This is a genomic window from Parasphingomonas zepuensis, assembly GCF_036663735.1.
Classification (GTDB): domain Bacteria; phylum Pseudomonadota; class Alphaproteobacteria; order Sphingomonadales; family Sphingomonadaceae; genus Sphingomonas.
In genome coordinates, this window is record NZ_JAXOJO010000002.1 from 16993 (window position 1) to 31991 (window position 14999).

Consider the following 14999-nt stretch of genomic DNA (forward strand, 5'->3'; position numbering starts at 1 on the left):
AGCGGGAAACCTATTCATCTCCGGGCGTTATGATCCCCCGGGAAGACCGATCAGGGATGATGACGATGCTGGTGATGACGATGTTGCTGATGATGGCGCCGCCGGTCGCCGATCGGGTCCGGGTCAAGCATCCGGCCCGCGTGGTGCGCACCGTCAAGCTATCCCGCAAGGCGCGCAGGGCGCGCCGTCCGATTTCGCTGTCCGTGATTAAACCGCAATCCACCCTATGTGGCGGCGAGTCCATATGCGTGACCGGCACGCCGCAGTCGCGCTACCGCTTGCCGCTGCCCCAGGTTCAGGAACCCACCGACAAGGACATGGCGCTGGCCGAGGACGGCACGCGTTGCGCGCTGATCGGCCAGACGATCTGCCAGGGCAAGGGCCACACGATCGTGCGGATCGGTGAGCCGGCGCCCGGCGTACCGGCTGAGGCAGTGCTCCGCTAAGCGGCTGTTGGAAACGCGCCTGGTGCCGCCTATGAAATTCGCTCTTCCGCGAATTTCCAACCATAAGCGCCCTCAGGCCAGGATGTGCATCCACATCGGCTGGCCTGCCAGGCTCTGCGATCCGCGCAGCTTCTCCAGCGCCTGAGCTACTGCGCGTTCAGGCCCCTCATGAGTCACGATCGCGACGAGTACGCTGCCGTCGGCCATCGCGCCGCGCTGCATCAGGCTTTCGATCGAGACGCCCGCGTCGCGCATCGCCGCGGCGATTTCGGCCAGCACGCCGACCTTGTCCGCGACGGTGAAGCGCACATAGGCGCGGCCGCGCCGCTCGCCGGTGTCGGCCGGGGTATGTACCGCGAGCGATTCGGCGGGCATCGCATAGGCCGGGCCGAACTCGCCGCGGGCAATGTCGATCAGATCGGCAACCACCGCCGAGGCAGTCGGGCCGTCGCCGGCGCCGGCACCCTGGAACAACAGCCGGCCCACGAAATTACCCTCGGCAACCACGGCGTTGGTAGCCCCGGTTACGTGCGACAGCGGATGGCTGATCGGCACCAGATGCGGATGGACGCGCTGGAATAGCCCGCCAGGGCCGTCCTCGGCGATGCCGATCAGCCGGACGCGGTAGCCGAGCGCTGCCGCCTCCGCGATGTCGGCGCCGAGCAGATGGCGGATGCCGCTGGTCGCGACATCGGCAAAGGCCGGCCGCGTTCCGAACGCCAGGCTGGCAAGGATCGAGAGCTTGTGCGCCGCATCGACGCCGTCGATGTCGAAGCTCGGATCGGCCTCGGCAAAGCCAAGCGCCTGTGCTTCGGCAAGCACCTCCGCGAAGTCCCGGCCTTCCGCTTCCATCTTGGACAGGATAAAATTGCAGGTGCCGTTGAGGATGCCATAGACCCGCGCGATCTCGTTCGCCGCGGCGCCTTCGCGCAGGCCCTTCACCACCGGAATGCCGCCGGCGACGGCAGCTTCGAACTTCAGCGCGACCTTGGCGGCCTCGGCGGCGCGCGCCAGCTCGAGCCCGTGATGGGCGAGCATCGCCTTGTTCGCGGTGACCAGGCTCTTGCCTCCGGCGAGCGTCGCGCGGGCGAGGGTGAGCGCCGGGCCGTCCGAGCCGCCGACCAGTTCGACCACGACGTCGGCGCCCTCGTGATGGGCGAGTGCCGTCGTGTCGTCGATCCATTCGAACCGGCCGATATCGACGCCGCGGTCCTTGGCGCGGTCGCGGGCGGAGACGGCAACGATCTCGATCGGGCGGCCCGCCCGGCGCGCGATCAGCGCGCCGTTGGCGTCGATCAGCCGGATCACGCCGCCGCCGACGGTGCCGAGGCCGGCGAGCGCGACGCGCAGGGGTTTGGTCATTCGTCTTTCCACCTTCGTTATCCGGAAGGATTCCGGCCTAGCGGAGGGGCCGATGCCGGGACAAGCCCGGCAGGGCGACAAATTATTTCTTGATCAGGCCGATCTCGACCAGCCGCTCGTGAAGATAGTCGTGCGCGGTGATCGGCGTGGGATAGCGGTTGGGATTGTCCGGCGTGATGCAGCTGGGCAGCGTCTCGATCAGGAAATCCGGTGCCGGATGGAGGAAGAACGGCATCGAATAGCGCGCATGGCCACGCCGCTCGGGCGGCGGATTGACCACGCGGTGCGTGGTGGAGGGCAGGACATGGTTGGTCAGGCGCTGCAGCATGTCGCCGACATTCACCACCATCGCGTCCTGCGGCGGCTTGATCGCGAGCCAGTGGCCGTCGCGATCGAGCAGCTCGAGCCCGGCTTCCTCGGCACCGAGCAGCAGGGTGATCAGGTTGATATCCTCATGCGCGCCCGCCCGGACGCCCTCGGCGTCGATCGGGATCGGCGGATAATGGAGCAGGCGCAGGATCGAATTGCCGTCCTCGACCGCGCTATCGAACCAGTTGGGCGCCAGCTTCAGATGCCGCGCGATCGCCGACAGCAGCCGGTCGCCGGCGCGGTCGAATGCTTCGAACAGTTCGAGGAAAATCGGCTTGAACGCTTCGGGCCGGGTAGGCCAGATATTCGCGGGCATGCCGGCGGAGAAGCGGTGGCCGGCCGGCAGCTCGCGGCCGATATGCCAGAATTCCTTCAGGTCGACCAGCTTGGCGTCCTTGGCGATCTCGGTCTTGAACGGCGTGTAGCCGCGCTGCCCGGCGCCCTCCGGCGTGAAATAGCGGCGTTTCTCTTCCTCGGGCAGGTCGAACAGCGCCTTGGTCTCTGCCCAGGCACGGTCGATCAGGTCCTGCGAGATGCCGTGATCGGCGATGACCGCGAAGCCGAAGCGCTCGAACGATCCGCCGAGCGCGGCGGCAAAGGCGTCGGGATCGGCGGCTTCGTCCTTCAGGGAAAGCGCGGGAACCTGGGCGGAGGGGGTGTCGAGCATGGCGAACTGTCCGTGATGGCTAATCGCGCATGATAGCGCCATCGCCCCGGCACGAACAGGGCGCGCTACAAGACGCTCCGTCTCACCCCGACGATGGCTGATGGCGTGACTGACAAATTTGGGAGATTGCGGGTGTCGCGAACCTGATGATCAAAGTCTGACACTTGGTACCCCGTCGTGACCGATCGCCAAATGACCGGGTGTGGTGGCCTCGTGCCTGGCCGTTTCCGGGCCCGCGAAACCGGTAGCTGCCGTTCGTCGCGGCTGACCGGGGCAGCAGCTTCCGACCCAATTGCTGCTGTTCGGTTCGCTCGGTAGAGTTGCAGCATGGGAACAATTCATTGCCCCGGTGGTCACACCTTCTCAGACGGGGAAATCCCGTGCCCTTACGAATATCAGCTTCTTTCCGAGGCGCACTTCGAGGCGGCCCTGGACGAAGTTGAGAAGCTTGATTGGGAAGCGGAATACGCCGGGGACAAGGCTGATTGGGCGATACGTAGTCGCAGCATAATCGCCTACCGCTGCCCCCATTGTGAGCGGTTGCTCCTTTTCGAAGATGGCATAGATAAGCCTGCGGCGAGCTATCGTCGCGAATGACCGCTAATCACCCAATGGCAGCCTGTCGCCACCACCATAACGCCCACCGAAAGCGGACGGACCGTTTCCGCCCCATTAGCTGTCGTTCGCTTCAGGTCTTCTAATCGCTTCAACCACGGCCTTGCTGACCAGAACGCGGCTCCCGATAGGCACATCACCCGTCTGGAGGTCGGGGAACGTCGGAACAATGCGCCAGCGGTTTTCCAACGGCGCTGTTGGATCGGGGATATTGAAGTGAGCCGTGTAGAGGTTGAGGCGAGACACCAGCGAGCTACCGTCAGGCCGCTGTATCGTGGCCATCTCACTCCCACCGCGCCACTCCGAAGCTATTGACGTGAAATCAGGAACGACCACGAGCCCTTGGCCGGAAATCTGGAAGCTGTCGCTTACAACGAGCAGTTCTGCCCGATCCATCTATCACTCCCGTTGCTCACACCGCTTATTCCGCTAACGACCGACTTGCGGTCGTTTGGGGCTTAGCTCGACATTGCCGACAGCAATGCTTCTGCCGAGGCGAACTCACCGATCGGCAAGTCAAAGTTGTAGCCCATGTCGGTTATGCGAATGGGCAACGGAAGCCCCGCCTGAAGCGACAGAGCAAGCTTTGCCGGTAGATAGCCAACCGGCCCGTCTATCGTGACCGTCTCCATGTCGGCGCCAACGCGAACGATGCGTTCCTCCGATCCTTGTGCGATCACATATTGTTGAACGGCTCCTATGCCCGCGCCCAGCCGGGTAATGGCGTAGCCCGATAGAGAACCGATAATCTGATCGACGGCCCCGATGTCGAATGCCTGATCTGGACGGATAAAAATGAGTAGCTTGTTTGACATCCAATCAACCTACCGCCTTCAAAGCTGGCTGTCAGCTAACCACCAGGTCGAGCCGTTCCCGGCCTGTCGATTGACACGACCCACCTGATAGCCGACCTTGCGCGCTGGACGCCGCCGGCTATTGTTCTGTGATGCCGTCCAAAGAATTGCCCACCTATTTTCGGCTGCCTTGGCCAGAACCCGATCTCCCGACTGGTGAACCCGACTGCTTTTATTATGAAATCAACCACGCTGAAGATGCCGTTAGTCGATCCGTCGAGACCTTCCCTGACGGTCGCATTGCGCGAAACAGCATCGAAATTGAGACGCGCAACGGGGGCGAGTGTCCTTCGCTAATTGATATGTCCCTACGTGACGGGTTTGATGGAACGCACCCAGAGGAAATCTCAAGGGAACGGTTCGAAGAGCTCTGGCGGCAAGGGGTAGATACGCCATTCTGGAATGTCCGCTAGCCACCAGGCCAAGCCCTTCCGCGTTGATCGCGAACTGCCTCGGGCGAACGGCAACAGGTGGTGGAGGCTGTGTGAAAACGCCATTTGAGCGGCGGCGCATTGAGCTGCGGCACTGGCATTCTTACTGCTGCATCGCGGCGATCAGACCGGTTGCTCCCATCAGGGCGATTGCGCGTTTGATGTATAGGCGAGGACGTGGAGGCTCATCTCGGTAGGGACGTTTCGCAGCGTGCGCGTCTTGAAGTGACTTCGGCCCATCCAGTCCTTGATGGTCCCGAAGACGTGTTCGAATGGAGGAATGGAGTTCCCTTTGCGCAAGGCGGAGGAATTGGTGACTTCCGTAGGAAAGAACTTAGAAGAATTCGCTTAGATTTATCGCCGCAGAGAGTACAGTCCCGGCGGCGATTGAAGGGGCGTAGCTCACGAGGCCGAGCGCTTGGCCCAGTTGGGCATTCCGAAGAACCATGTAGTCTGGAAATCAAAGGTGGTTCAAGTATGTTGGATTCGAGCTATCAGCTTCTAGTAGAGCATGCGGAGGCGAAGCCGACCAAGCGCGGCCCCCACAACAAGGCTACCGCATAAGATGACCGCGAAGTCCGTTCTCCAAATTCCAGGTGCCGACGATGAACAGGAACTGGAAATCGAACTGCTGCCCAATGGAACCTACCAGTTCACGGAATGGACCAAACAAGCAGGTGATGAATTCACCGGGCCATATACGGCGATGACCCACCTGTCCGGCCTTTACGAGACGCTGGAGGCCGCAGAGGCGGATGCTCGCCAAATGCTGCCTTGGCTCCGGGATCAAATTCCAAACTGACCCACTATCCGTTGATGGTGATCACGCCCTTCGCCTTGTCGGCGCCGTCAGCGGTCAGGTCGAGCTTGAATGGCTTCTTCTCGTCGGTCGTGCCGGTCAGGCCGGTGCCGCTCGGCACCACCGTGAAACCGGCGGCATTGAGCTTCTGCTGGAACCAGTCGCGCACTGTGCCCGGCGCGGCCGGGCTGGCGAAGGTGACGCGGACCGAACCTTCGTCGTCGGCCTTTCCGGCATCATGCGCCTCGATATTCATTCCCGAGACGGTCGAGCCCGGATAGAGATGCACGCCGTTCATCTCGAAATCGTCGGCATCGAGATGAATCTTCGGCAGGTTCAGCTTGCCCGAAAATCCGGGCACATTGATCGCCACCGCGCCGGTATTGCCGTCCATGCTCGCCACGACATTGCCGTCGGAATCGGTGCTGTTGATCGAGATCGACGTGCCGGTCTTGGAATCGTCGCAGGCGCTGAGGGTGGCGGCAAGCACGACCGCGGCGGCCAGGGTGCGAAGCATGAGGTAACTCCCGGGTGAATTATATATGTAATACACTAGGGTCGGGGACGCGACGCGTCAAGCATTTCCGCGCAAACGGGGGGTGACCTTCCGGGGCGCATCTGCGACAGGCGCCGCATGACTGTCGCCTTATCGTCCGAATCCGTCAATCGAGCGCCCATCGGCTTTCGCGAGTTCGTCGTGATGGTCGCCTCGCTGATGGCGCTCGGTGCCATCGGCGTCGATACGATGCTGCCGGCGCTGCCCGAAATCGGTGCGCGGCTCGGCGTCGGAACCGAGAATGAGCGGCAATATGTCATCGCGATCTATCTGATCGGGCTCGGCGCCGGGCAATTGCTGCACGGGCCCCTTGCCGACCGGTTCGGACGGCGACCGGTGATGATGTGGGCCCTTGCCGCCTATGGCATCGGCAACGGAGTCGCGGCCCTGTCGGGCAGCTTCGAGCTGCTGCTGATCGCGCGGCTGCTCGGCGGCGTCGCGGTGGCGGCGACGCGGGTGGTGACGATCGCGATCGTGCGCGACTGCTATTCTGGCCGGCCGATGGCGCGGGTGATGAGCCTTGCGATCATCGTCTTCATGATCGCGCCGGTGCTGGCGCCGACCCTCGGGCAGTTCATCCTGTACTTCGGTTCGTGGCGGCTGATCTTCAGTGTCATCGGCGCGCTGACGGCGATCGTGCTGATCTGGTTCGCGCTGCGCATGCCGGAAACGCTGGCGGGCGAGCGCGTGCCCTTTTCCGTCGGCCGCCTGATCGAAGGATACCGCACGACGCTCACCGATCGCTGGTCGCTCGGCTACACGCTCGCCTCGACCGCGCTTCAGGGCGCGCTGTTCGGCTACATCACATCGGTGCAGCAGATCGTGACGACGGTGTTCCACGCCGGCGAGCATCTGAATCTGGTCTTCGCCGGTACGGCGGGCATGATGGCGGTGGCCAATCTGTTCAATTCCCGCTTCGTGATGCGGCTCGGCTCGCGCTTCCTGTCGCACAGCGCGCTCGTCGTGCTGATCATTGTATCGACGATCAATGTGGGAATCTGGCTGTTCGGCGCTGAGAACCTGTTCCTCTTCATCGTCCTGCAGGCGCTGACCATGGGCTGTTTCGGCCTCGCCAACGCCAATTTCGGCGCGATGGCGATGCAGGACATGGGCGAGATCGCCGGCACGGCCTCGAGCGTGCAGGGCTTTATCGGCGTTACGCTGGGCGCGGTGATTGGAATGGCGATCGGCCAGTCCTTCGCCGGCACGACCGTTCCGCTCCACATCGGCAGCCTGGTGTGCGGCGTGGTTGCGCTCGCGATCGTCTTCATAACCGAACGCGGACGCCTCTTCCGGCCGCATTGAGTGCGCTTCGTCGCGAAGCGGCGGAACCCTTGGCGCGTGTCGCCGTTCGAAGGACGAACCTGCAGTGGCGCGGGTGGGAGACGCATGATGAGCATGGGCGGTCATAGAGTTTCTGGAGAAGGTACTGGCGACGACGGTTTCGACGAGGAAGGCTATGACGAGAGCCAGCGTGCGGAGATCCTCGAAGTAACGCGCGACGGCCCTACCGACGGCACGATCCTGACTGATCTGATCCCCGATGTCGGCGACGAGGACGACGACGATGACCTCGAAATGGACAGCGACGAGGTCGGATCCGAAAACGCCGATGCCGACGAAGATGAGGACGATCTGGCGGAGGACGATCTCCAGGACGATTTCGACGATGACGACGTCGACGACGAGGATCTGGGCGATGCCGACAGCGAGGCGCTGAAGCCCTGATCCGCGCGGATTGACCGGTCCGCGTCGCGCCGAATAGGATCGCGGGCGGAGGTGAGCCATGCCAACCGATCCCCGCATCGACGCCTATATCGAACGGCAGGCCGACTTCGCGAAGCCGATCCTGCGCCACCTGCGCGCGCGGGTGCACGCGGCCTGTCCGGAAGTGGCCGAGACCATCAAATGGAGCAGGCCCTTCTTCGATTATCGGGGGCATCCGCTTGCGGTGATGTCCGGCTTCAAGGCACATGCGAGTTTCGGTTTCTGGCGGCGCGACGCGATCGCCACCGGGCAGGAAGGCGAGGCGATGGGGCAGTTCGGCCGGTTGACGTCGATCGACGACCTGCCCGGCGATGCTGAACTCGATGATCTGATCCGCGCTGCGGCGGCGCTGGTCGATGCAGGCGAGGGTGCCGTCCAGCGCAAGGCGCGGCCGCCCAAGCCGGAGCCCGAGGTGCCGGCCGAACTGGCCCAGGCGCTGGCGACCGAGGCCGCTGCCGCTGCAAGTTTTGCCGCCTTCCCGCCAGGGTGCCGCCGCGAATATTGCGAATGGATCAGCGAGGCCAAGCGGCCGGAGACGCGGGCCAGGCGCGTTACGGAGGCCGTCGCCATGCTGCGCCAGGGCAAGCGGCGGAACTGGAAGTACGAGAATAGCTGATCCTCCGCCGTGCGACTTCCTGTAAAATCGGCGCTTGTCCGTCATCCTGTTAATGTTATGGTGTAACGTCACCACAACAGGAGGACATGATGAGCGCACGCAGCCTTACTTTCCGGCCTTCCCGGATCAGCGAACCTGAACCCTTCGCCTCGATGAACATCACGCCGCTGATCGACGTGCTGCTCGTCCTGATCGTCACGCTGATCATGACCATCCCGATCATGACCCACAAGATTCCGATCGAGCTGCCGGGGCCTCCGCTGTCCGGGAACTTCACGCCGGTGATCCACCGGATCGATCTCGATGCCGGCGGCAACCTGTTCTGGGATGGAGCGCGGATCAGCGAAGCGGCCCTCCCGGCCCGCCTCGCGGCCGTCCGCGACAATCCCAAGGCCCAGCTCCAGTTCGGCTCCGATGGCGCCACCCGCTATGAGCGGTTCGATCAGACGCTGGCGGTGATCAAGCGGGCGGGCATCACCCGGCTCGGCTTTGTCGGGAATGAGCGTTTCCGGAATTTCGACGTGAACCAATAGCGGTAAAGGGAGGAACGTGCCGCGCGACCCGGCGTTGGGACGTCCCACCCTTTAAACCGACAGGTCATGATTCATGCGCTATCTCATTGCGCTTCCCTTGCTCGTCGCCGCGGGCTGCGCGCCCGACAATAGCGCGACCACCAATTCGGTCGATATCAACGCCGCAGCAGTTCAGGCGCAGGGCAGCGTCGATGCCTATGCCAATGGCCAGGCGGAGGCGACGCCGTCGCCGGTAGAGTCCACGCCCGCCGCGGCTGCCACGCCTGAGCCGTTGACGCCGCCCGAGCCCGGCACCCCCGGCGGCTTGCCCGACGATCGCACGCCGATCTCCGAAGCGCCCTTTACGCCGGACAGCGCGCAGGGCGCCGCGAATGTCGTCCAGACCTATTATGCGCTGCTCGGCCAGGGCAAATATCGCCAGGCCTGGGCACTATGGGATAATGGCGGCAGGGCATCCGGGATGGGCGCAGACGCGTTCGCGGCAAGCTTTGCCCGCTATTCCGAGTATCACGCCAATGTCGGTGCGCCGGGCGAGATCGATGCGGGTGCGGGGCAACGCCACGTCACCGTGCCGGTGCAGGTCTATGGCAGGCTGAAACAGGGTGCGACGCCGGTCTATATGCTGGGCAGCGTGACGCTCCACCGCGTCGGCGATATCGATGGCGCCAGCCCGGCCCAGAAAAGCTGGCATATCAGCAGCGCCGACATCAAACCGCGTCCCGGCGCGGCGCCGACGCCGGTCGCCGATCGGCCGACCACGCCGGTCTCCGCGAATTATCGCTGCATCGATGGAAGTCGGATCAACGTCCGTTTCGATCAGCGCGCCGACACCGCGACTCTGCAGTCAGCGGGCAAGGTCGTGGCGGTGCTGAAGGGCCAGCGCCCGGCCTCCGGAATCTGGTATGCCGCTGGCGGCTATGAACTTCGCGGCAAGGGCCGGGACGCCACCTTCACCAAGCCCGGCCTTCCCCCGCTGGCATGCCGGTCAAACTAGGCTAGGCAGGGGATCTCATAACGGATCCCCGCCATGCCGACGATTCTCCTGCTGCTCGCCTCGAACTGCTTCATGACGATCGCGTGGTACTGGCATCTCAAGGGCGGGATGACCAAGCCGCTGGTCTGGGTCATCCTGATCAGCTGGGGGATCGCGCTGTTCGAATATTGCCTGGCGGTGCCGGCCAACCGGCTCGGCTACGCGTCCGGCTGGAGCGGCGGGCAGCTCAAGATCGCGCAGGAAGTGATCACGCTGCTCGTGTTCGGCGTGTTCATGGTGACCGTGCTGGGCGAGCCGATCGGGTGGCGCCACGCCGGCGCCTTTCTCTGCCTCATCGGTGCGGCGGCGTTCATGTTCGCCGGACGGTGACCATGGCGCTATTTCCGGTGCTTTGCCTCGATTGACTGGCGGTGCGCGATGGCCGCCGCTTCGGCGATTGCCGCGGCCGATTTCGAGGCGGCATCCGGCGTGAAGGAAACCGCCAGGCCGGCGGGTCCGTCAAGCATGACTTCGCCTTCTTCAGCCGTGACCGTGGTCGGGACGTCATGTGCTTTTCTGGGCATCTTGAAAAAGGCCTTTCCCGGATCGACAAAAACGCGAGCACAACCCGAAGGGTTCCGATAAGGTGCGGAAATGTACACACGAAATTTCCTGAAAACCCACCCGACTCCAAAGCTTAGCGACGCCGAAGCCGCGTCGCTGGAAGCGGCGGTCGGGCGCACCGCCGAGTTCAGGGCAAAACAGATCATCGTCCGCCAGCTCGTCCCGCTGACTCAGTGCACGCTGCTGTTGGAAGGCTTCGTCGAACGCTACAAGGACACGCCCGAGGGCAGGCGCCAGATCCTCGCAATCCACGTCCCCGGGGATTTCGTCGATCTGCACAGCTATCCGCTGAAACGGCTGGAGCATTCAGTCGCGGCGCTGACGGCGGTCAAGGTGGCGTTCTTTCCGCACGCGGCAGTCCGCTCGCTGACCGATCATTCATCCACATTGACTGAGCTGCTGTGGCGATCGACCCTGATCGACGCGGCAATCAACCGCGAATGGATCGTCTCGATCGGCGCGCGCTCGGCGGCGGTACGGCTCGCGCATCTGTTCTGCGAAATGTACACGCGGCTCAGGCGCATCGACATGACGGACGGCATGCAATTCGCCTTCCCGCTGACTCAGATCGATCTGGCCGACGCGACGGGGCTGACGCCGGTTCACGCCAACCGCATGCTGCGCCAGCTCCGCGAGCAGGGACTCGTCGAGTTCCGCGCCGGCGTCGCGACGATCCTCGACTGGGACGGGCTGCGCAGCTTCGCCGAGTTCGATCCCGGCTATCTGTTTCTGGAGTAAGCTGGCCTTACGCCCGCTCCCCCAGATAGTGCACCTGCGCTGCCTCCGTGGCGTTCACCGCCAGGATTGAGCGCGCGTCACCGGGCGGGCGAGGGCGGCCCCGGCGATCGCCCGATGCGTGGATCACGCGGTCGAGCAGTTCCTGGCCCTCGTTCCACCAGCCAATCCCGCTCGCGGCGTTCAGGTGGCCCTGGTCGCCCGCATCGACGAAATGGCTGCCCCAGGCGACCGCCAGGCTATGCGCCCGTTCGATATCGATCCACGGATCGTCCCGGCTGGCCACCACGATCGAGGGGAAGGGGAGGGGGCTGAGCGGGGTTGGCTCGAACGCCTTGAGATCGGGTTGCGCACCGCGGCGGTCCACATCGGCCGGCGCCACGAGCAACGCACCGGCAACCGGCCAGCCATAGGGCTGGCGCGTCAGCTCCGCCCACCAGGCAACGGCCAGGCAGCCCAGGCTGTGCGCCGCGAGGATAACCGGCGCCTGCGCCGCGCAGATCGCCTGATCGAGCTTGGTCACCCAGGCGTTGCGATGCGGCGTGGTCCACATGCCGAGCTCGACCCGCACGGTGTCGGGGCGCGCACTTTCCCACAGGGTCTGCCAGTGCGACGGACCCGAGCCGCCAAGGCCCGGGACGGTCAGGATCGTCGGCTGGGCCGGATCATGGGCCGAAAAACTTCCCATCTGACTCTCTCCTATATTGGGGAGAGACGTGGCCGCTCGAAGCTCTAGGGGGACGCCGCGCGACCACGCCTCCCGAATGGTAAAGCTATTCCTACTAATCCGATCGGCAATAGCGCTGCGATGGAATGCGCAGGCATTGCGACAGTCCGAAAATCTCCAACAACTCCGTCCTGTCTGCAGCAGGATTCACCCCTTTTCACCTGCCCTGGACGGGGCTGTACCACCGCGACTCGGCTTGGTAGGGCAGGGCATGGCAAAGCTTCGCGCCGATCAAATCCTAGTCGATCGCGGCCTTGTCGAGAGCCGCACGCGCGCGCAGGCGCTGATCATGGCCGGGCTGGTCTTCGCGGGGGATCGCAAGATCGACAAGCCCGGGCAGCAGCTCGCCGACGACGTGCTGCTCGACGTCCGCGGCCGCGATCATCCCTGGGTCTCGCGCGGCGGGATCAAGCTTGCGCACGGGCTCGATCATTTCGGGTGGGACGTCAGCGGCGCGGTCGCGATCGACGTCGGATCCTCGACCGGCGGCTTCACCGACGTGCTGCTCTCGCGCGGCGCGGCGCGGGTCTATGCGGTGGACAGCGGCACCAACCAGCTGGCGTGGAAGCTGCGGCAGGATCCGCGCGTGATCGTCCACGAACAGACCAGCGCCCGGATCCTGACGGCCGCGCATATCCCAGAAACGGTCGATCTGATCGTGTGCGACGCAAGCTTTATCGGGCTGGCCAAGGTGCTCGACGTCCCGCTCGGTTTCGCAAAGTCCGGCGCGCGCCTGTTGGCGCTGGTGAAGCCGCAATTCGAGGCCGGACGCGAGGAAGTCGGCAAGGGTGGCGTGGTGCGCGATCCGGCGATCCACGCACGGGTCTGTGCCGAGGTCGCGGCCTGGGTGGAATCGCGCGGTTGGCAGGTCGACGGTGTGGTCGAGAGTCCGATCACCGGCCCCGAAGGCAATATCGAGTTCCTGCTTGCCGCCAGGCGCGGGGACGCCGACCCGGCCTGACAGGCCTTCATTTGTTGCGTCTGGTCTTTGCCGGGCTGTTCACCTATCGGGTCGCCGAACTCAATCCTGGGCGGAAACCCTTGTGCCGTCGTCCTCGACGTCCCAAATCATCCCGTTCCAGGAACGAATATTTGCGAGACCATCCGATGCAATCCGACAACAAGATTTTCGACGATTTCGTGAAGCTCGTAAACGGTGCCGCCGGCACGATCGCCGGCATGGGCCGCGAAGCGGAATCGGGCGCCCGCGCTCGTGCGAAGGAGTGGATTGGCGGGCTCGATTTCGTCAGCCGCGACGAGTTCGAAGCGGTCAAGGCGATGGCCGCTGCCGCACGCGATGATGCCGATGCGCTGCGCGCCCGGCTCGATGCCCTCGAAAGCAACGCGGCAGCAGCCTCGCCGGCCGCCCCCCGGAAACCCAAGGCAGGAGCCTGACGATCTTTTCCACAGCTTTTTCTACAGGCTTTTCCACCCCCGCCTTGTGCGCTCCGCGGTATCGCTGCACCAGATATGGTGTCATGATGGCAGGGCGGGAGGCATGATGTGATGCTCGACGAAGCCGATTACGAACGCGACGACGCCGCACCCATCGACATGCTCGAAAGCTATTTCGCAGCGCATGGCTGGGAGCATGAGCGCCAGGACGACGAGGTCATTGCCAAGGTCAAGGGCAGCTGGACTCAATACGAGCTCCGCGCGCTGTGGCGGGACGAGGACAGCGTCATCCAGTTCCTCGCCTTTCCCGACATCCGCGTCACGGATGAACGGCGTGCCGCGATCTACGAAGCGATCGGGCTGATCAACGAGCAGTTGTGGGTCGGCCATTTCGAGCTCTGGTCATCGAGCGGCATCCTGCTCTACCGCCACGCCGCGATGATCGATGGCGATGGCGGCACCATGTCGCTCGGCGCGGCCGAATTGCTGGTGGAATCCGCGATCGACGAATGCGAACGCTTCTACCCAGTCTTCCAGTTCGTGATGTGGGGCGGCAAGACCCCCAAGGAAGCTCTTGCTGCGGCGATGACCGAGACCCAGGGCGAGGCGTGAAGCTCGACCGACTCTGGCTGATCGGCTGCGGGAACATGGGCGGCGCCATGCTGCGCCGCTGGATCGATGCGGGCGTGGTGGCGGCCGATCGGGTCGATGTCGTCAACCGTTCGGACCGCGCCTTGCCGGCAGGCGTACGGCAAGCGCGCACCGTGCCGGAGGGGCCGCTACCCGACATGGTGATGCTGGGCATGAAGCCGCAGCAACTCGACGAGATCGCCGGCCGGTACGGCGCGCAGCTCGCCGGCGTTCCGGTACTGGCGTCGATCCTTGCGGGCGTGGAGATTGCCGCCCTTGCCCGGCGTTTCCGATGCGGGACGGTCGTGCGGGCCATGCCGAACCTGCCGGTCGCGATAGGCAAGGGCGTGGTCGGGCTCCATGCGGAAGGCGGGGACGCCGATACGCGCGCGGCGATCGATACGATCATGGCGCCGCTCGGGCTGGTCGAATGGGTCGCCGACGAGAAGCTGTTCGACAGCGTGACGGCGCTGGCCGGAAGCGGGCCGGGCTTCCTCTACCGGTTCGTCGACGCACTGGCGGAGGCGGGCGCAGCGCTCGGCCTGCCGGCGGACCAGGCGCAACGGATGGCGATCGCCACGGTCGAGGGATCGGCGCTGCTCGCGGCGGGCGCCGATGTCTCGCCCGCGGTGCTGGCCGACCGGGTTGCCAGCCCGGGCGGATCGACCCGCGAGGGGCTGAATGTGCTCGATCGCGAGGACGCCCTCAAGATCCTGCTGCGTGAGACTTTGGCGGCGTCGACCCGCCGTAATGCAGAGATGGCCGCCGCGGCGCGCTGAGCTCGTTATTCTTCCGAAATGGTTTCAACTCCGATTGCTCCGATCCCGCAGACATGATGGTGTCCTGAGCGGAGGCGTTCGGCGCATGCCGGCCTCCGGGACTTGCCGACATCACGCTCGG

22 protein-coding genes are annotated in these 14999 nt (G+C 64.5%); 15 read left to right on the plus strand and 7 right to left on the minus strand.

The genetic code is table 11. The annotated features are described in order from the left end of the window. Positions 1–56: 56 nt before the first annotated feature. Entirely contained in the window at positions 57–446 is a 390-nt protein-coding gene (locus U1769_RS06535) for a hypothetical protein (protein WP_332713786.1), read from the plus strand. Positions 447–518: 72 nt separating this feature from the next. On the opposite strand, the gene U1769_RS06540 is transcribed toward U1769_RS06535, so the two are convergent. Then, entirely contained in the window at positions 519–1808 is a 1290-nt protein-coding gene (locus tag U1769_RS06540) for a homoserine dehydrogenase (RefSeq protein ID WP_332713789.1), read from the minus strand. A gap of 82 nt (positions 1809–1890) precedes the next feature. Further along, positions 1891–2844: an isopenicillin N synthase family dioxygenase gene (locus tag U1769_RS06545; RefSeq protein WP_332713791.1), complete on the minus strand. Its 954-nt coding sequence runs from the start codon at positions 2842–2844 to the stop codon at positions 1891–1893. 327 nt (positions 2845–3171) lie between these two features. Between U1769_RS06545 and U1769_RS06550 the strand changes: the two genes are divergently transcribed. Continuing rightward, complete coding sequence (locus U1769_RS06550; protein WP_332713794.1) at positions 3172–3441, plus strand: DUF8617 domain-containing protein; 270 nt, start codon at positions 3172–3174, stop codon at positions 3439–3441. Positions 3442–3516: 75 nt separating this feature from the next. On the opposite strand, the gene U1769_RS06555 is transcribed toward U1769_RS06550, so the two are convergent. Together U1769_RS06555 and U1769_RS06560 are read right to left on the minus strand one after the other, a co-directional pair. Continuing rightward, complete coding sequence (locus U1769_RS06555; protein WP_332713796.1) at positions 3517–3855, minus strand: hypothetical protein; 339 nt, start codon at positions 3853–3855, stop codon at positions 3517–3519. Positions 3856–3917: 62 nt separating this feature from the next. Continuing rightward, positions 3918–4274, minus strand: coding sequence for a hypothetical protein (locus U1769_RS06560; RefSeq protein WP_332713798.1), 357 nt, complete (start codon positions 4272–4274; stop codon positions 3918–3920). Between the two features lie 131 nt (positions 4275–4405). Here U1769_RS06560 and U1769_RS25675 point away from each other — a divergent pair, with 131 nt between their 5' ends. Together U1769_RS25675 and U1769_RS06570 are read left to right on the plus strand one after the other, a co-directional pair. Further along, the gene (locus U1769_RS25675; RefSeq protein ID WP_503643686.1) at positions 4406–4726 is read left to right on the plus strand and encodes a DUF6881 domain-containing protein; all 321 of its coding nucleotides are present in this window, start codon (positions 4406–4408) and stop codon (positions 4724–4726) included. A 583-nt stretch (positions 4727–5309) separates the two neighbouring features. Next, entirely contained in the window at positions 5310–5546 is a 237-nt protein-coding gene (locus tag U1769_RS06570; protein ID WP_332713800.1) for a hypothetical protein, read from the plus strand. 4 nt (positions 5547–5550) lie between these two features. Here the strand turns inward: U1769_RS06570 and U1769_RS06575 are convergent, their stop codons facing one another. Next, positions 5551–6060: a hypothetical protein gene (locus U1769_RS06575; protein WP_332713802.1), complete on the minus strand. Its 510-nt coding sequence runs from the start codon at positions 6058–6060 to the stop codon at positions 5551–5553. Positions 6061–6177: 117 nt separating this feature from the next. On the opposite strand from U1769_RS06575, the gene U1769_RS06580 reads away from it, so the two are divergent. The 6 genes from U1769_RS06580 (at position 6178) to U1769_RS06605 (ending at position 10378) form a co-directional block, all read left to right on the plus strand. Further along, a complete protein-coding gene (locus tag U1769_RS06580) occupies positions 6178–7404 on the plus strand; it encodes a multidrug effflux MFS transporter (RefSeq protein WP_332713804.1) in 1227 nt (408 codons plus the stop codon). 87 nt (positions 7405–7491) lie between these two features. Beyond that, the gene (locus U1769_RS06585; protein ID WP_443030220.1) at positions 7492–7827 is read left to right on the plus strand and encodes a DNA primase; all 336 of its coding nucleotides are present in this window, start codon (positions 7492–7494) and stop codon (positions 7825–7827) included. A 58-nt stretch (positions 7828–7885) separates the two neighbouring features. Continuing rightward, a complete protein-coding gene (locus U1769_RS06590; protein ID WP_332713805.1) occupies positions 7886–8482 on the plus strand; it encodes a YdeI/OmpD-associated family protein in 597 nt (198 codons plus the stop codon). Between the two features lie 89 nt (positions 8483–8571). Continuing rightward, positions 8572–9015: an ExbD/TolR family protein gene (locus tag U1769_RS06595; RefSeq protein ID WP_332713808.1), complete on the plus strand. Its 444-nt coding sequence runs from the start codon at positions 8572–8574 to the stop codon at positions 9013–9015. 73 nt (positions 9016–9088) lie between these two features. Then, positions 9089–10009: an MliC family protein gene (locus tag U1769_RS06600; RefSeq protein WP_332713811.1), complete on the plus strand. Its 921-nt coding sequence runs from the start codon at positions 9089–9091 to the stop codon at positions 10007–10009. A 33-nt stretch (positions 10010–10042) separates the two neighbouring features. Next, positions 10043–10378 carry a DMT family protein gene (locus U1769_RS06605; protein ID WP_332713814.1) on the plus strand — a complete coding sequence of 112 codons (336 nt, stop codon included), beginning with the start codon at positions 10043–10045 and terminating at the stop codon, positions 10376–10378. A gap of 8 nt (positions 10379–10386) precedes the next feature. Here U1769_RS06605 and U1769_RS06610 read toward each other — a convergent pair whose 3' ends face one another. After that, complete coding sequence (locus tag U1769_RS06610; protein ID WP_332713816.1) at positions 10387–10650, minus strand: hypothetical protein; 264 nt, start codon at positions 10648–10650, stop codon at positions 10387–10389. On the opposite strand from U1769_RS06610, the gene U1769_RS06615 reads away from it, so the two are divergent. Further along, the gene (locus tag U1769_RS06615; RefSeq protein ID WP_332713819.1) at positions 10643–11350 is read left to right on the plus strand and encodes a Crp/Fnr family transcriptional regulator; all 708 of its coding nucleotides are present in this window, start codon (positions 10643–10645) and stop codon (positions 11348–11350) included. The two genes, U1769_RS06610 and U1769_RS06615, sit on opposite strands and share 8 nt — an antisense overlap. 7 nt (positions 11351–11357) lie before the next feature. On the opposite strand, the gene U1769_RS06620 is transcribed toward U1769_RS06615, so the two are convergent. Beyond that, a complete protein-coding gene (locus tag U1769_RS06620) occupies positions 11358–12035 on the minus strand; it encodes an RBBP9/YdeN family alpha/beta hydrolase (RefSeq protein ID WP_332713822.1) in 678 nt (225 codons plus the stop codon). A 250-nt stretch (positions 12036–12285) separates the two neighbouring features. Here U1769_RS06620 and U1769_RS06625 point away from each other — a divergent pair, with 250 nt between their 5' ends. The 4 genes from U1769_RS06625 (at position 12286) to proC (ending at position 14878) form a co-directional block, all read left to right on the plus strand. Next, a complete protein-coding gene (locus U1769_RS06625) occupies positions 12286–13035 on the plus strand; it encodes a TlyA family RNA methyltransferase (RefSeq protein WP_332713826.1) in 750 nt (249 codons plus the stop codon). Positions 13036–13181: 146 nt separating this feature from the next. After that, positions 13182–13469, plus strand: coding sequence for an accessory factor UbiK family protein (locus U1769_RS06630; RefSeq protein ID WP_332713828.1), 288 nt, complete (start codon positions 13182–13184; stop codon positions 13467–13469). Positions 13470–13580: 111 nt separating this feature from the next. Continuing rightward, on the plus strand, positions 13581–14081 hold the full coding sequence (locus U1769_RS06635; protein ID WP_332715747.1) for a type III secretion system chaperone family protein: 501 nt from the start codon (positions 13581–13583) through the stop codon (positions 14079–14081). Then, positions 14078–14878: a pyrroline-5-carboxylate reductase gene (proC, locus tag U1769_RS06640; RefSeq protein WP_332713831.1), complete on the plus strand. Its 801-nt coding sequence runs from the start codon at positions 14078–14080 to the stop codon at positions 14876–14878. The genes U1769_RS06635 and proC overlap by 4 nt, the downstream gene beginning before the upstream one ends. The last annotated feature ends 121 nt before the right edge of the window (positions 14879–14999 follow it).

Excerpts from the sequence above, each read along its gene's own strand:
- U1769_RS06535 (WP_332713786.1), top strand. The coding sequence starts at position 57 with ATGATGACGATGCTGGTGATGACGATGTTGCTGATGATGGCGCCGCCG.
- U1769_RS06540 (WP_332713789.1), bottom strand. The coding sequence starts at position 1,808 with ATGACCAAACCCCTGCGCGTCGCGCTCGCCGGCCTCGGCACCGTCGGC.
- U1769_RS06545 (WP_332713791.1), bottom strand. The coding sequence starts at position 2,844 with ATGCTCGACACCCCCTCCGCCCAGGTTCCCGCGCTTTCCCTGAAGGAC.
- U1769_RS06550 (WP_332713794.1), top strand. The coding sequence starts at position 3,172 with ATGGGAACAATTCATTGCCCCGGTGGTCACACCTTCTCAGACGGGGAA.
- U1769_RS06555 (WP_332713796.1), bottom strand. The coding sequence starts at position 3,855 with ATGGATCGGGCAGAACTGCTCGTTGTAAGCGACAGCTTCCAGATTTCC.
- U1769_RS06560 (WP_332713798.1), bottom strand. The coding sequence starts at position 4,274 with ATGTCAAACAAGCTACTCATTTTTATCCGTCCAGATCAGGCATTCGAC.
- U1769_RS25675 (WP_503643686.1), top strand. The coding sequence starts at position 4,406 with ATGCCGTCCAAAGAATTGCCCACCTATTTTCGGCTGCCTTGGCCAGAA.
- U1769_RS06570 (WP_332713800.1), top strand. The coding sequence starts at position 5,310 with ATGACCGCGAAGTCCGTTCTCCAAATTCCAGGTGCCGACGATGAACAG.
- U1769_RS06575 (WP_332713802.1), bottom strand. The coding sequence starts at position 6,060 with ATGCTTCGCACCCTGGCCGCCGCGGTCGTGCTTGCCGCCACCCTCAGC.
- U1769_RS06580 (WP_332713804.1), top strand. The coding sequence starts at position 6,178 with ATGACTGTCGCCTTATCGTCCGAATCCGTCAATCGAGCGCCCATCGGC.
- U1769_RS06585 (WP_443030220.1), top strand. The coding sequence starts at position 7,492 with ATGAGCATGGGCGGTCATAGAGTTTCTGGAGAAGGTACTGGCGACGAC.
- U1769_RS06590 (WP_332713805.1), top strand. The coding sequence starts at position 7,886 with ATGCCAACCGATCCCCGCATCGACGCCTATATCGAACGGCAGGCCGAC.
- U1769_RS06595 (WP_332713808.1), top strand. The coding sequence starts at position 8,572 with ATGAGCGCACGCAGCCTTACTTTCCGGCCTTCCCGGATCAGCGAACCT.
- U1769_RS06600 (WP_332713811.1), top strand. The coding sequence starts at position 9,089 with ATGCGCTATCTCATTGCGCTTCCCTTGCTCGTCGCCGCGGGCTGCGCG.
- U1769_RS06605 (WP_332713814.1), top strand. The coding sequence starts at position 10,043 with ATGCCGACGATTCTCCTGCTGCTCGCCTCGAACTGCTTCATGACGATC.
- U1769_RS06615 (WP_332713819.1), top strand. The coding sequence starts at position 10,643 with ATGTACACACGAAATTTCCTGAAAACCCACCCGACTCCAAAGCTTAGC.
- U1769_RS06620 (WP_332713822.1), bottom strand. The coding sequence starts at position 12,035 with ATGGGAAGTTTTTCGGCCCATGATCCGGCCCAGCCGACGATCCTGACC.
- U1769_RS06625 (WP_332713826.1), top strand. The coding sequence starts at position 12,286 with ATGGCAAAGCTTCGCGCCGATCAAATCCTAGTCGATCGCGGCCTTGTC.
- U1769_RS06630 (WP_332713828.1), top strand. The coding sequence starts at position 13,182 with ATGCAATCCGACAACAAGATTTTCGACGATTTCGTGAAGCTCGTAAAC.
- U1769_RS06635 (WP_332715747.1), top strand. The coding sequence starts at position 13,581 with ATGCTCGACGAAGCCGATTACGAACGCGACGACGCCGCACCCATCGAC.